Annotated in this window: 10 protein-coding genes, 1 riboswitch and 1 other annotated feature; of the genes, 4 read left to right on the top strand and 6 right to left on the bottom strand. The window is 43.4% G+C overall.

Going from position 1 to position 13,371, the window contains the following annotated elements:
• Window positions 1-46 precede the first annotated feature (46 nt).
• The 3 genes from purB to mnmA all read right to left on the bottom strand — a co-directional run bounded on the left by purB (window position 47) and on the right by mnmA (window position 3,320).
• Entirely contained in the window at window positions 47-1,417 is a 1,371-nt protein-coding gene (purB, locus tag V1U08_RS09305) for an adenylosuccinate lyase (RefSeq protein WP_014231477.1), read from the bottom strand.
• Window positions 1,418-1,567: 150 nt separating this feature from the next.
• A complete protein-coding gene (hflD, locus tag V1U08_RS09300) occupies window positions 1,568-2,185 on the bottom strand; it encodes a high frequency lysogenization protein HflD (RefSeq protein WP_014231478.1) in 618 nt (205 codons plus the stop codon).
• Between the two features lie 10 nt (window positions 2,186-2,195).
• Entirely contained in the window at window positions 2,196-3,320 is a 1,125-nt protein-coding gene (gene mnmA / locus V1U08_RS09295; protein WP_020332942.1) for a tRNA 2-thiouridine(34) synthase MnmA, read from the bottom strand.
• A 191-nt stretch (window positions 3,321-3,511) separates the two neighbouring features.
• On the opposite strand from mnmA, the gene V1U08_RS09290 reads away from it, so the two are divergent.
• Window positions 3,512-3,781, top strand: a complete 270-nt coding sequence (locus tag V1U08_RS09290) for a hypothetical protein (protein ID WP_014231480.1) — start codon at window positions 3,512-3,514, stop codon at window positions 3,779-3,781.
• A 116-nt stretch (window positions 3,782-3,897) separates the two neighbouring features.
• Window positions 3,898-5,202 carry an inosine/guanosine kinase gene (locus V1U08_RS09285; RefSeq protein ID WP_014231481.1) on the top strand — a complete coding sequence of 435 codons (1,305 nt, stop codon included), beginning with the start codon at window positions 3,898-3,900 and terminating at the stop codon, window positions 5,200-5,202.
• A 121-nt stretch (window positions 5,203-5,323) separates the two neighbouring features.
• On the opposite strand, the gene V1U08_RS09280 is transcribed toward V1U08_RS09285, so the two are convergent.
• Window positions 5,324-5,731, bottom strand: a complete 408-nt coding sequence (locus V1U08_RS09280; RefSeq protein ID WP_014231482.1) for an H-NS family histone-like protein — start codon at window positions 5,729-5,731, stop codon at window positions 5,324-5,326.
• Between the two features lie 591 nt (window positions 5,732-6,322).
• A riboswitch (Lysine riboswitch) is annotated at window positions 6,323-6,503 on the top strand.
• Between the two features lie 109 nt (window positions 6,504-6,612).
• On the opposite strand from V1U08_RS09280, the gene tet(35) reads away from it, so the two are divergent.
• Window positions 6,613-8,214: a tetracycline efflux Na+/H+ antiporter family transporter Tet(35) gene (tet(35), locus tag V1U08_RS09275; protein ID WP_330470460.1), complete on the top strand. Its 1,602-nt coding sequence runs from the start codon at window positions 6,613-6,615 to the stop codon at window positions 8,212-8,214.
• 109 nt (window positions 8,215-8,323) lie between these two features.
• Here tet(35) and V1U08_RS09270 read toward each other — a convergent pair whose 3' ends face one another.
• On the bottom strand, window positions 8,324-10,792 hold the full coding sequence (locus tag V1U08_RS09270; RefSeq protein ID WP_330470459.1) for a hypothetical protein: 2,469 nt from the start codon (window positions 10,790-10,792) through the stop codon (window positions 8,324-8,326).
• Between the two features lie 174 nt (window positions 10,793-10,966).
• On the bottom strand, window positions 10,967-11,920 hold the full coding sequence (locus V1U08_RS09265) for a sigma-54 interaction domain-containing protein (RefSeq protein ID WP_020332947.1): 954 nt from the start codon (window positions 11,918-11,920) through the stop codon (window positions 10,967-10,969).
• Window positions 11,921-12,282: 362 nt separating this feature from the next.
• Window positions 12,283-12,420: a sequence feature (His leader region), on the top strand.
• A gap of 51 nt (window positions 12,421-12,471) precedes the next feature.
• Between V1U08_RS09265 and hisG the strand changes: the two genes are divergently transcribed.
• Window positions 12,472-13,368 (top strand): ATP phosphoribosyltransferase, encoded by an 897-nt coding sequence (hisG, locus tag V1U08_RS09260; protein WP_014231486.1) that lies wholly within the window; start codon window positions 12,472-12,474, stop codon window positions 13,366-13,368.
• Window positions 13,369-13,371 lie beyond the last annotated feature (3 nt).

Below are 13,371 nucleotides of genomic sequence, written 5' to 3'. Positions count from 1 at the left end.
CGCTTTCACGTCAACCTTTTCAATGTCTGGCTAATTAAATTAGCGCTTACAGCTTATCAGTTAGCTCGATTGCCTGACCGATGTAGTTTGCTGGCGTCATTTCTTTAAGACGAGCTTTCTCGTGCTCAGGAAGCTCAAGACCATCGATAAATACACGCATTGCTTCACCGTCTACACGCTTACCACGAGTTAGCTCTTTTAGCTTCTCGTATGGCTTCTCGATGCCGTAACGACGCATTACAGTTTGCACTGGCTCTGCTAGAACTTCCCAGTTCTTATCAAGTTCAGCAAGAAGCGCTTCACGGTTAACTTCTAGCTTGCTGATGCCTTTTAGCGTTGAAGTGTATGCGATTACTGCGTAGCCAACACCCACACCCAGGTTACGTAGAACTGTTGAGTCAGTCAGGTCACGTTGCCAGCGAGAGATTGGCAGTTTTTGCGCTAGGTGGCCGAATACTGCGTTCGCAAGACCTAGGTTACCTTCAGAGTTTTCAAAGTCGATTGGGTTAACTTTGTGTGGCATCGTAGAAGAGCCGATCTCACCAGCGATAGTTTTTTGCTTGAAGTGGCCTAGTGCGATGTAACCCCAAACGTCACGGTCAAAGTCGATTAGGATCGTGTTGAAACGTGCAACCGCGTCGAACAATTCAGCGATGTAATCGTGTGGTTCGATTTGAGTTGTGTATGGGTTCCAAGTTACACCTAGAGATTCAGTGATGAACTCTTCGCTGAATTTGTGCCAGTCTAGTTCTGGGTAAGCTGAAAGGTGAGCGTTGTAGTTACCTACTGCGCCGTTGATTTTCGCTAGGATCTCAACGTTTTCGATCTGCTTGTATTGACGCTCCATGCGGTACGCCACGTTAGCCATCTCTTTACCCATTGTTGATGGAGAAGCTGGCTGACCGTGTGTACGAGACAGAAGTGGAATGTCACGGTACTCAACAGCAAGTGCTTTGATTGCGTCGATTAGGTTGCGGATTTCTGGAAGAATTACCGTCTCACGTGCTTCTTTAAGCATTAGAGCGTGTGACGTGTTATTGATGTCTTCAGAAGTACATGCAAAGTGGAAAAACTCATTAACTGCGTGCAGTTCAGGAACATCGGCCACTTTTTCTTTTAGGAAGTACTCAACCGCTTTTACGTCGTGGTTAGTTGTGCGCTCGATCTCTTTGATTCGGCGCGCATCTTCTTCAGAGAAGTTTGCAGCAAGGTCGTCTAGGAATTGGTTCGCTTCTGCGCTGAATGCTGGCACTTCTGCGATTTCAGCAGTAGCAGCTAGCTTTTGTAACCAGCGGACTTCAACGATAGTACGGTATTTAAGTAGACCGTATTCACTGAAAATTTCGCGTAACGCAATCGTCTTACTTCCGTAACGGCCGTCTACTGGTGAAACAGCAGTCAATGCTGACAGTTCCATGATGTTCTCCTGAATTGGGTTTCTAAATTTCGTGAGCGTTATACCAATAACTGTGGCAATTGTCACGAACATTGCGCAAACGTTTGCGCGAGAGTGGTTTTAAGCTAAAAAAACGAGCTCGCGATAAACGCGAGCTTGTTATTGTTATTCTTACATACGGGCCAACAGGATCTGTGCCTGTTCGACCATTTTCTTGCGACCAAAAATCAAGTGGCGACGTTTACCACCAACCTGACGCCAAAGTACCGCACTGCGAATACCAGATAATAGTAGTGCACGAACTTTATGCTGAATCGAGGTCTGTTGCAGGACAGCAGGCGTACCCGTTACTTGAATACGCGGACCGATAGGGCTAACTACATCCAGATAAATGCTTGCCAGGTTGCTGATCATTTGGTCGTCCATCAACTCGAAGTGATCGGTTTGACGCTGTGCCATCTGGATTCGATCACCGAGCTGAGACATGGCGTCGTTGCGCGCCGTCAATTTGCGTTCCAATGCCATCAGGCTAATGATGTAGCGAGTGAGTTCGCTTCCAGACGGCGTACTATCGATTCCTTTAACCAAACACTCCAGACCGAGCTTAAGGTCGGCTTCGCGACCGAACACGCCAATCGTGTTGGCTGGACTGGTGTTCAAAATGGCGTTAATGGATGTTTCAAAGGCATCTTGATCACAATGTCCGTTTTTCGCAACTTGTTGAACCAAAGCAACAGCTTGGCAAATGCCAGCAAACGCGATAGTACGGTCATAAAGTGTATTCGCCACGTAACAACTCCTAAGCTTGAGAATATTTAATGCGTTGTTCGATGATACCGCCACCCAGACAAACGTCATCTTTATAGAACACAGCGGATTGACCTGGAGTCACTGCAATTTGTGGCTCATCAAAGATCACTTTAATGTTCTCATCATCGATAGGGATGATTGTACAAGGAATATCTTGCTGACGGTAACGAGTTTTTACCGTGCACTTCATAACATCGCGAATTGGCTCACGATCTACCCAATGCAGTTGTGACGCAAGTAGACCTTCTGATTTTAGCATCGGATGGTCTTTACCCTGAACTGCAATCAGTACGTTACGCTCAAGATCTTTCTCTCCAACAAACCATGGATCTTCATTACCACCGCCGCCTTTACGGCCGCCAATATGCAGACCTTTGCGTTGACCTAGCGTGTGGTACATCAAACCTTGGTGCTGGCCAATGACTTCACCTTCTGGCGTTTCGATGTTGCCTGGTTGAGCTGGCAGGTAACGGCCTAAGAAGTCAGTAAACTTGCGCTCTCCGATAAAGCAGATACCAGTCGAGTCTTTCTTCTTCGCTGTAATTAGACCTTGTTCTTCCGCGATACGGCGTACTTCAGGTTTTTCCAGATCACCAACCGGGAACAGGCTGCGAGCGACTTGTTCGTGGCTCAATGTGTATAGGAAGTAGCTTTGGTCTTTGTTGCTATCCAAGCCACGTAACATTTGTGGCTTCTCGCCATTTTCTGGGAAAGAACGGCGTACGTAGTGGCCCATTGCAATGTAATCTGCATCCAGTACTTCGTCAGCAAATTCAAGGAACGCTTTGAACTTAATTTCTTTGTTACAAAGAATGTCTGGGTTAGGCGTACGGCCTGCTTTGTACTCAGCAAGGAAATACTCAAATACGTTATCCCAGTATTCGGCAGCAAAGTTAATGGTGTGTAGGTGGATGCCAAGCTTGTCACATACTGCCTGAGCATCGGCTAAATCTTCTGCTGCTGTGCAATATTCTTCGTTGTCATCTTCTTCCCAGTTCTTCATGAACAGGCCTTCTACTTGGTAGCCTTGTTGCTTAAGAAGATACGCAGAAACAGATGAATCAACGCCGCCGGACATACCGACGATGACTTTCTTTTGGCTGTTATCAGACATTACTAAACACCACTTAAATAAACGGGAGGCAGATTCTACCAGAATCCACAAACCGGTGACAGATCCGAGAGCGAAATCACACTTCGATTTTGATGTAAATTTAACCGAAACAGAGCACTGTGTGAGAATTCGATAAGTATAGAAGGGATATATATGGCATAGTTGCCGAAAATCCAAGAGGTAATATCAAGATGACTGAAGAAAACCAATTTATGCAAGAAGCTGAGTTAATTGAGATTGTTGAAAATCAATTAGAAGACGGCAATCCGATGAAGGCCAAAGAAACACTTATGCGTCTAGTGATGACGGGGACGCCTCGCGAAGATGCAGTGGCTATGATGGCATGTGCGATGTCGATTGAAGTGTTTGATGTGATGAAAAACGAAGGTGAGTTTAGTCTGAAACGTTATAGCGAGCACCTGGATCAACTGCCAGATTTAAGCTTTATGGAAGGCGAATAAGTCATCGCGGAGAAAAAAGAGACGGGCAAACGTTTGCTATAATGGCTGTTATTGCCGCAATATTATTCGCGGTATAGAATCCGTTTTCTTTTTCATCCCTTACTCAGACTAACAATATGAAATTTCCTGGACAACGCAAATCCAAGCATTATTTTCCTGTTCATGCTCGTGACCCTTTAGTCAGTCAAGCACAAGAAAGCAAGAAGATGACGCGTACTCACATCATCGGTATTGATCAAACACTGGTCGATATTGAAGCAAAAGTTACGACAGATGTGATTGAAAAATATGGTTTGAGTAAAGGCCACTCATTAGTTATTAATGATGAAACAGCAGAAGCGCTTTATCAGCAATTAAAAGAAGAGAACCTAATCACTAACGAATACGCTGGTGGTACGATTGGCAATACGTTGCACAATTACTCTGTTCTTGCTGATGATCGTTCCACTTTGCTTGGGGTAATGAGTCAGGACATTAGAATTGGTAGCTACGGCTACCGTTATTTGTGTAATACTTCAAGCCGTATGGACCTTAACTACCTTCAAGGTGTTAATGGCTCAATAGGGCGTTGTTTTGCTCTAATTACAGAAGACGGTGAACGTACTTTTGCCATCAGCGAAGGTCAGATGAACCAACTTCATCCCGATAGCATCCCAGAGAAAATCTTCAAGAATGCTTCTGCGCTTTTATTGACGTCTTACCTAGTGCGTTGCAAAGAGGGCGACCCAATGCCGGAAGCAACCATGAAGGCGATCGAGTACGCGAAAAAGTATGATGTGCCAGTTGTACTGACATTGGGTACAAAATTTGTTATTCAGGACGATCCTCAATATTGGCAAGCGTTTATTCGTGACCATGTTTCTGTTGTCGCAATGAATGAAGATGAAGCCGAAGCACTGACTGGTGAATCTGATCCTTTAGCGGCATCAGACAAGACGTTGGATTGGGCAGATCTAGTACTTTGTACTGCTGGACCTGTTGGCTTATTCATGGCGGGTTATACAGAAGATAGCGCGAAGCGTGAAACCACTTTGCCATTGTTGCCAGGATCAATTGCAGAGTTTAACCGTTACGAATTTAGCCGACCTGCACAAAAAGACGCGTGTGAAACACCGATCAAAGTGTATTCTCATATTTCACCATATATGGGTGGCCCGGAGAAAATTAAGAATACCAATGGCGCAGGTGATGCGGCTTTGTCTGCGGTTTTACATGACATGGCTGCGAATAAATACCACAAAGAAAATGTGCCTAATTCAAGTAAGCACAGCAATGAGTATTTAACTTACTCTTCTTTTTCACAAGTTTGTAAATACGCAAACCGTGCAAGTTATGAAGTTCTTGTTCAGCATTCTCCACGTCTATCACGTGGCTTACCTGAGCGAGAAGATAGTTTAGAAGAAGCGTATTGGGAACGTTAATTTAGCTAAAGTTAACAGCTCATTTACAAATGTAAAAATGGCGCATAATGATATGCGCCATTTTTATTTGTCTAATAGATACAAAAAAGGCTCCCTGAGGAGCCTTTTATATATCCAGCAATTAGATTAGGAAATCATCTAGTGATTTACCTGCATCAAGCTGCTCTTGGATTGCAGAAGGTGTACGACCTTGGCCTGTCCAAGTTTTTTCTTGACCGTTAGTATCCGTGTACTTGTATTTTGCAGGGCGAGGTGCGCGCTTAGATTTCGCTTTAGTCTTAGTTTCGCCTGATAGCGCATTAATAAGAGCTTCAACGTCAATACCGTCTTGAGCAATTTTTTCTGCGATTTCAGCAAGCTTAGCTTCTTGCTCAGCTTGTGCTGCGAGTTCCGCTTCTTCCGCTTCTTTACGCTCTGCTACAACAGTAGAAAGTTTATCTAGAGCTTCTTCCAATTGTTCAAGAGTCAGCTCACGAGAAAACGCACGAAGGCTACGGATATTTAGAAGTGTTTTAGTCAGCTCAGACATAACGATTCCTATTAATAGGTTAATGTGTTTGGCACCTTTTATCGTTACGATGAAATAATGCCATGCTACAAATAAATAGTAAGTCCTTATATTTAACTTTATCTTTTACTTATGTGCAAATACTAAATCATGATTTCGTTTAATTTTGGCCACTTTTTTAGAGAAAGTAATATTATTATTGAGAATTAAAACTTATAAGATGGAAATTCAAGTTAGTCCGCATAATTTTAATCACAGAAATTGTGTAATTACTTTTATTAATCGCCTAGATGTTTTTACTTGTCGGTAAAGATAAAGTCTCTTTGTATTCGCATTACATTTACCTTATTTATCAATATTACATAAGGCATGGTAATTTTGTGTAGTAATAAGGTTTCATAGAAAGCCTAATTGAAGTGATGTCAGTTGCACAATAATGATTTGGATAACGTTAGAGTGAGTTAACACTTCCAGTTGGCTTAACTGAGTTTTATCTGTTTAATTTAGTTTGATGTGTTGCAATGGCTCCTATCATAAGTACAATAGCGCTACCTGATGCAATATTGCAGATAAATTGTTGCTAATTTGTATAATTAGCGGTCAATTGTTTGCTGTTGCCGTAGAGGCGCAGTCTCGAAGAGTAGCTATTATTGGGGTGATGCCAATGAATAATAGTGGAAGGCGAAGATTGCCGAAGCAAGTAATCCATCAACATTATTTGCTGGGGTTGTATCCGAAAGGAACAACACTGCCATAGTATATTTACATTAAACTATGGAGCGCTACTGTAGGGTTGGGTGGAGTGTTCGCTTCCCTGTCGCTAAGTTCAACATGAGTACGTTTTAAGTAAAACGTAACTTGTCTGCAGTAGATCTCTAGCCAAACTTTGGTTTTTGAAGATCATGAATTTAATAGATTTTTCTAGTTCTCCTGTTTCATTATTGCCACCGCTAGTCGCTTTGACACTGGCTATTTTGACTCGACGTGTATTAATTTCTCTTGGTGTAGGTATCGTACTCGGTGCGGTACTGCTAAATAGTTGGTCGGTTGGTGATACCGCTGGCTATGTTGGTACTCAAGTCTCTTCTGTCTTTGTTGAAGATGGTGGCCTTAACACCTGGAATATGAGCATTGTTGGCTTCCTTATCCTGTTGGGGATGACAACGGCATTATTAACACTCTCTGGTGGTACTCGAGCATTCGCTGAGTGGGCACAATCTCGTGTTAAAAGTAAGCGTGGCTCCAAACTTCTTGCTGCCTTCTTAGGCGTATTCATTTTTGTCGACGATTACTTTAATAGCCTGGCAGTAGGTGCGATTTCTCGTCCGGTTACTGACCGCTTCTATGTTTCTCGTGCTAAGTTGGCTTACATTTTGGACTCAACTGCGGCTCCAATGTGTGTAATTATGCCTGCATCGAGCTGGGGCGCTTACATCATCACTATTATTGGCGGCATCTTAGTATCTCATGGCATCACAGAATACTCAGCTTTGGGTGCATACATTCGTCTGATTCCTATGAACTTCTACGCGGTATTCGCTTTATTGATGGTGTTTGCTGTTGCGTGGTTTGGTCTGGACATCGGTAAGATGCGCGAGCATGAGATCTCTGCGTCTCAAGGGCGTGGCTTTGACAAGGATACAGAGAACGACGCGCCTGAAGCTCATGAAATCAACGAAGAGCTTGATATTCGCGAGAGCGATAAAGGTCAGGTATCTGACTTGATACTGCCTATCGTAACACTGATTGTCGCGACTATTGCTGCGATGATGTACACCGGTGGTCAGGCTTTGGCTGCGGATGGTAAAGAGTTTGTTCTACTGGGCGCATTCGAGAATACCGATGTGGGTATGTCTCTGATTTACGGTAGCTTGCTTGGTCTGGCGGTTGGTCTATTTACTGTGCTTAAGCAGGGTATTCCAATGGGTGAAATCATCCGTACGCTTTGGATTGGTGCGAAATCAATGTTTGGCGCTATTTTGATCCTAGTCTTTGCGTGGACGATCGGCTCTGTTATCGGTGACATGAAAACGGGTTCTTACCTGTCAACGTTGGCTCAAGGTAATATTGACCCACACTGGCTGCCTGTGATTCTGTTCTTGTTGTCTGGTTTGATGGCATTCTCGACAGGTACATCTTGGGGTACGTTCGGTATCATGCTGCCTATCGCAGGTGACATGGCGGGTGCGACGGATATCGCACTTATGCTGCCTATGTTAAGCGCAGTACTTGCTGGTGCTGTATTTGGTGACCATTGTTCGCCGATCTCGGATACTACAATTCTGTCGTCAACAGGTGCACGTTGTAATCATATTGACCACGTGTCTACACAGTTACCTTACGCGCTATCTGTGGCGTTAGTGTCTTGTGTTGGCTTCATTACTCTGGGAATGACAGCATCTATCGCAATTTCATTCTCAGCAGCAGCCGTTACTTTTGTGATTGTGTGTAGCGTTCTTTCTTGGTTATCTAAAGCGAAGATGGCGTCTTATCAGAACGTATAACAAGTTTTGATTTATTAATTGCAAAAGAGGAAGCTCCGCTAGTAATAGCGGAGCTTTTTTTGAAACGCGATTTAGGTGAGGGGGGCAATCGCGTTTTTGGGGTTAACTATTAAGATTCATAAGGTGCAGGACACTCCTCAGGTGATGACACAGGAATTTCAACTGCATCATTGTTGTTCATACCATCTAGTAGGGTTTTAATATGATCGATTGCGTAAATATCAGAACCCTGCCATGCAGCAATTGCACTGTCGATGATGTCTTGTACAGATACCCATTCACCGCCGAACCAAAGTTTGGTTGCTGGGCTTAAGCCTGAATCAACAGGGCGATGACGAGTGTTAAAGATAAACGCCAATAATTGCTGCGCTAACTGTTCTTTGTGCTCGTTAAGATCGGCATTACCATTGTTATCGGTTAGGAAGTGTGACACTTCTGATTGCCAGGTGCCTGCTCCCCATATTACTGAACCGTCAGAGAAGGCTGCAGCGACAGCTGTGCCGTCCATGTATTCACCGTCGAATGGTTCATCACCGGCGCCAAAGTAGACGGTAGGACTGTCGTATGGGTCTAGTCCATTGACATAGTCTAGGTCTGCTTCTGTCAGCTCAGCCAAACCATTTTTGTTGTGCCAGTAGCCTTTGGTATCAAAATCGACAGTGATTTTACAAACGTTGTTAAAGTAAACCTTGTTACCTTCTTCGCCATCACTACGATTTCGAACCACACCTTCAACCACAGGCGCACCATTCAATTCGCTTAATACTGACTCGACATCAAAAGTGATGTTATAAGCACTGGTATTCATCCAGGTTGGGGTAAGATTATCGACATCCTCACTAACTTCATATGGAGGTAGAGTGCCTTCGTCAGTTGGTACTACGTTGGGAACAAGAACGTTAAATTTCACACATCCGTAGCCCTCTGGGTATTCACCAATTTCGTTGGGCTCACCATCTTCAGTTAGTTTTGTTACATAGCGGTTTTTGACTTCCGCTAGTTCTTCACCTTCTTTCAAGTACCCAGTGTCAATTAGAAGCTGTGCTAATAGGTCGAACTCTGGATTGCCAGGACCAAAGTTTCCATCCTCTGGGAGAACAGGAACACTTTCTGGGATGTATAGTGTAACTGGCCAGTTAGGGATGAGTTGTTCGCCTTCATCGTGGGAGCCGCTACCATCTGCATCGAATGATTTACAAACTTCTAGTCTTGCGACACCAATAGAACCAAAGCGAATGGTTAGTACAGGATCATCATCATAGGTAGGTTCAGCGTACATACCTGGTACAAATCCAGTATCGCCATCAGGATCCCCTTGGTTACCAGCCTCTTCATCAGTATCTTCGCCCGAAGAGCGTTTCACGATGTCATCTGCAACCGCTAGAAGCGATAGACTTTCTGTATCTTCTGGACAAGCTATTGCGTTTTTAAAGCTGACTCGAAGAGCACCATCATCGAAGGTTGGAGCAAAGTCTTTCAGCTCGGAGAAGGTGGTGAAGTGGCTGAATGGTGTGTCCGATGGAGTATTATTCATCGGAGCAATCCCTTCATATTTGTGTGCCCACCACATAAATTGGTCTATAGTCCATGGATGATTTTCAACACCAAACACACTGAATCTAACTGGATCTTCAGGTAAGTCATTAGATAGTTTGGTATTTCGCATACCTAGCATATTTGGATCTATATCACGAAGACCAAACTCCCAATTCGGAATAATTTCATCAACGAGTGGGTCGTATTGACAGTTAAGGTTTTTATCGTGGAAAGAACGAAGTGCAATATCAAAGTTAGGCGGAGGTGTTGCTGTAAGAGCTTTAAAGTTATCCGTTTTCGAGTTACGTGGAATAAAACCAAAGAAACCATTACAGTTTTCACCGGTTTCAATGCCTTCATTCCAGTCTGGAGAACTTTCACACGCTGCTTCTACGCTCTCCGCAGTGGATACCCATGCTTTATAAACACCGCCTGAATTAGGCGTATTTGCAAACGGGAAGAGTTGAATCGTTTCACCATCTGGCATTGCAGATGGGTCTATTTCCAAATACTCACTACCAAGCTGATGTCTACATTCTACGACTATGGATTGCGTTTCCATTTTACCGCGAACTTTCACTTCTTGAGTCATAGTGTACGAGTCGTTAATAAAGGTCACACCATCTTCACCATCAAAGTAGAAAAGTCGGCATGATAGTGGTTCAGCGTAAAATGCCTCGGCATTTTTTGCATTTTTACCTTTGATTTTTACATCTTCGTAGCAGGTACCGCCGTTTGTATCAGCGCTTTCTAGCGTACTTGATAATAAACACTTACCGGATGGATCGGTGACCTGGAAGTAATAAAGCCCTTCAGGTAATGCTGCAGCCGTTCTTGGGGCTTGTGGCCCAGGGCCGCCATCTAAAAAGACTTCTTCTTTAGATTGGTAACGGACATTTTCATTGACGATGTCGCCCAGAGGCGTAGTTGTGAAAATAGCGCCATCTAATCTAGCAAAAGCTGACATTGAAAACATGAGAGCCAGTGAAGATACCGCAAGAGTCGCTGTCCTTATTCTGGAAAATTGCCTGTTGGTGTTCATTTTCTGCTCCTGTGTCATCTTGTTTAATGACTAAGGAGTAGAGAGCAAAGAGTATGCCTGTTTTAACTTGTTGATTTATAAGAGACTGAATTTCAGCTTTTGGCGTGAAAATTTTAAGTGAATGATAATAGATGAGTTTACTGTTACACAGTGTTACGTTACAGCTGTACAGTGTTAAACGCTCAAATTGTATTTCTTGATAAGGCGGTAGAGTGTTGTTCTGGATATGCCAAGATCTCTTGCCGCAGCACTCATGTTGTGTTTGTTTTCTTCGATAGCTTGCAGCAAATAATCAAGATCGATTTGGTCGACAGATGGGAGGAGTTGTCGTTCGTTGCAATCGAGCCCTAAATCTTCAACCAACAATGTGTTGTCGTCACACATGATTATCGCTCTTTGGATGACATTACGCAGTTCGCGCACGTTACCCGGCCAGCGGTGCTTGAGTAGCATCTCTTCGACGTCAGCAGACATTTTGTTTACTTGGCCATTCGATAAACTGTTTAGGAAATGCTCTGAAAGCATAAGAATGTCCCTGCCTCTTTTTCTCAAAGGAGGGATCGTCAAAGGCAATATATTGAGTCGGTAGAATAGATCCTCTCGGAACTCTCCCTGGACCACTTCACTTTTCAAATCAACATGGCTGGCAGCAATCACACGACAATCGACATCGATAAACTTATCAGCGCCGACTTTATGTATCTGCTTACTTTCTAAAAAATGTAACAAGTGGATTTGAAGATCGGGAGGCATGTCTCCAATCTCATCTAAGAATAAAGTGCCTTTATGAGCCTTTTGAATAAAACCGATGCGATCAGCAATAGCACCTGTAAACGCGCCTTTTTCATGACCAAAAAGTTCAGAGGCAATAAGGCCGCTCGGAATCGCCCCACAGTTTACCTCAATAAAAGGCGACTCTCGTCTTCTCGACAACTGATGAATCAGGCGGGCGCACAAGCCCTTGCCCACGCCAGTCTCTCCCTGAATGAGCACTTCTGCATCGCATCGAGCGTATTTTTTAATTGCATTACGAAGTTCTTGGATACATGCGCTGTTACCGATTAATGGATATAAATCGGCATCGCTGAAATCCACAACTTTGTTAGCACTATTGTTATGCAGTTTCATCATTAATCACTATTTTTGCCCCAATAAAATAATAGTTTTTAATTAGTTGCTGTAAGGCGAGTTATTGTCTTTTTATTGAGAAAGTTGTTAATTACAGTGATGAAAAATGCTAACTCGCTGTTTATAGCAAAATTTATAAATTCGACGTTATTTACTAGGATACCGGTTGAATAGAGACTTTTTTCATTGGTTTTTAGTACAGGTCAGATAAATAAAAATCAAACAAAAACAATGTATTAGTAAAAAATGTTAGAAAAGGTAAAATTTAGTGTTGAAAAAAACAGAATCCTTGGTTAGTGTGTTTACCAACAGAGCAACGAAACAGAGCAGTAAATAAGTATGCGCAATTTTGTAATGAACATTCATCACCATCATCACCCAGTCTAGTCTTTCGGGAGATGTGCGCATACCCGGGAGACAGGATACTCCCGGAGGTTAAAATCAAAGAAATTCAGATTTAAAACCCTCGGGAGAAAACATTCTTCCGAGGGTTTTTTCGTTTTTGGTTTAAAAAATATTTATTTTTCAATATCTTGTACAGGGACATAGCAATGCAATCACAACGCTTAAGAATCGCAATTCAGAAAAAAGGTCGTCTTAGCAAAGAGAGCCAAGCTCTACTTAAACAGTGCGGCGTGAAGTTTAACCTCATGGGTGAGCGTCTTGTGGTTCACTCAGAAAATATGCCTATTGATTTGTTGCTGGTACGTGATGACGATATTCCAGGTCTGGTTATGGATGGCGTTGTTGACCTTGGTTTCATCGGTGAAAACGAACTGGAAGAAGTGCGTTTAGACCGTAAAGTACAAGGAGAGCCATGTGAATTTGTTCAACTTCGTCGCCTTGATTTTGGTGGTTGTCGTCTGTCTATTGCTATCGATAAAGACGAAGAATATAACGGTCCTCAAGATTTAGCGGGTAAACGCATTGCTACGACCTATCCGCACCTGCTAAAGGCTTACATGGATAAAGCCGGTGTACCGTTCTCAACTTGTATGTTGACAGGTTCTGTAGAAGTTGCACCACGCGCTGGTCTGGCGGATGCGATTGCCGACTTAGTTTCAACCGGTGCAACACTAGAAGCCAACGGTCTTAAAGAAGCTGAGGTCATCTTTAAATCAAAAGCAACGCTTATTCAACGCTTAGGTGAGTTTGACGCGGATAAGACGGCGCTGATCAATAAGCTACTTACTCGTATGCAAGGCGTTCAGCAAGCAAAAGAGTCAAAATACATCATGCTGCACGCGCCAGCAGAAAAGCTGGAGCAAATTAAAGCGCTACTACCGGGTGCGGAAGACCCAACTGTATTACCATTATCAGCAGACAAGCAGAAAATGGCGGTTCACTTGGTGAGCTCTGAGAATCTGTTCTGGGAAACAATGGAACAGCTAAAAGAGCTAGGTGCGAGCTCAATTCTCGTGCTACCAATTGAAAAAATGATGGAGTAAGGG

Source organism: Vibrio sp. YYF0003 (assembly GCF_036350715.1).
Taxonomy (GTDB): domain Bacteria; phylum Pseudomonadota; class Gammaproteobacteria; order Enterobacterales; family Vibrionaceae; genus Vibrio; species Vibrio natriegens.
This window is presented reverse-complemented; position numbering and strand designations above follow the sequence as displayed.

Excerpts from the sequence above, each read along its gene's own strand:
- purB (WP_014231477.1), bottom strand. The coding sequence starts at position 1,417 with ATGGAACTGTCAGCATTGACTGCTGTTTCACCAGTAGACGGCCGTTAC.
- mnmA (WP_020332942.1), bottom strand. The coding sequence starts at position 3,320 with ATGTCTGATAACAGCCAAAAGAAAGTCATCGTCGGTATGTCCGGCGGC.
- V1U08_RS09290 (WP_014231480.1), top strand. The coding sequence starts at position 3,512 with ATGACTGAAGAAAACCAATTTATGCAAGAAGCTGAGTTAATTGAGATT.
- V1U08_RS09285 (WP_014231481.1), top strand. The coding sequence starts at position 3,898 with ATGAAATTTCCTGGACAACGCAAATCCAAGCATTATTTTCCTGTTCAT.
- V1U08_RS09280 (WP_014231482.1), bottom strand. The coding sequence starts at position 5,731 with ATGTCTGAGCTGACTAAAACACTTCTAAATATCCGTAGCCTTCGTGCG.
- V1U08_RS09270 (WP_330470459.1), bottom strand. The coding sequence starts at position 10,792 with ATGAACACCAACAGGCAATTTTCCAGAATAAGGACAGCGACTCTTGCG.
- V1U08_RS09265 (WP_020332947.1), bottom strand. The coding sequence starts at position 11,920 with ATGAAACTGCATAACAATAGTGCTAACAAAGTTGTGGATTTCAGCGAT.
- hisG (WP_014231486.1), top strand. The coding sequence starts at position 12,472 with ATGCAATCACAACGCTTAAGAATCGCAATTCAGAAAAAAGGTCGTCTT.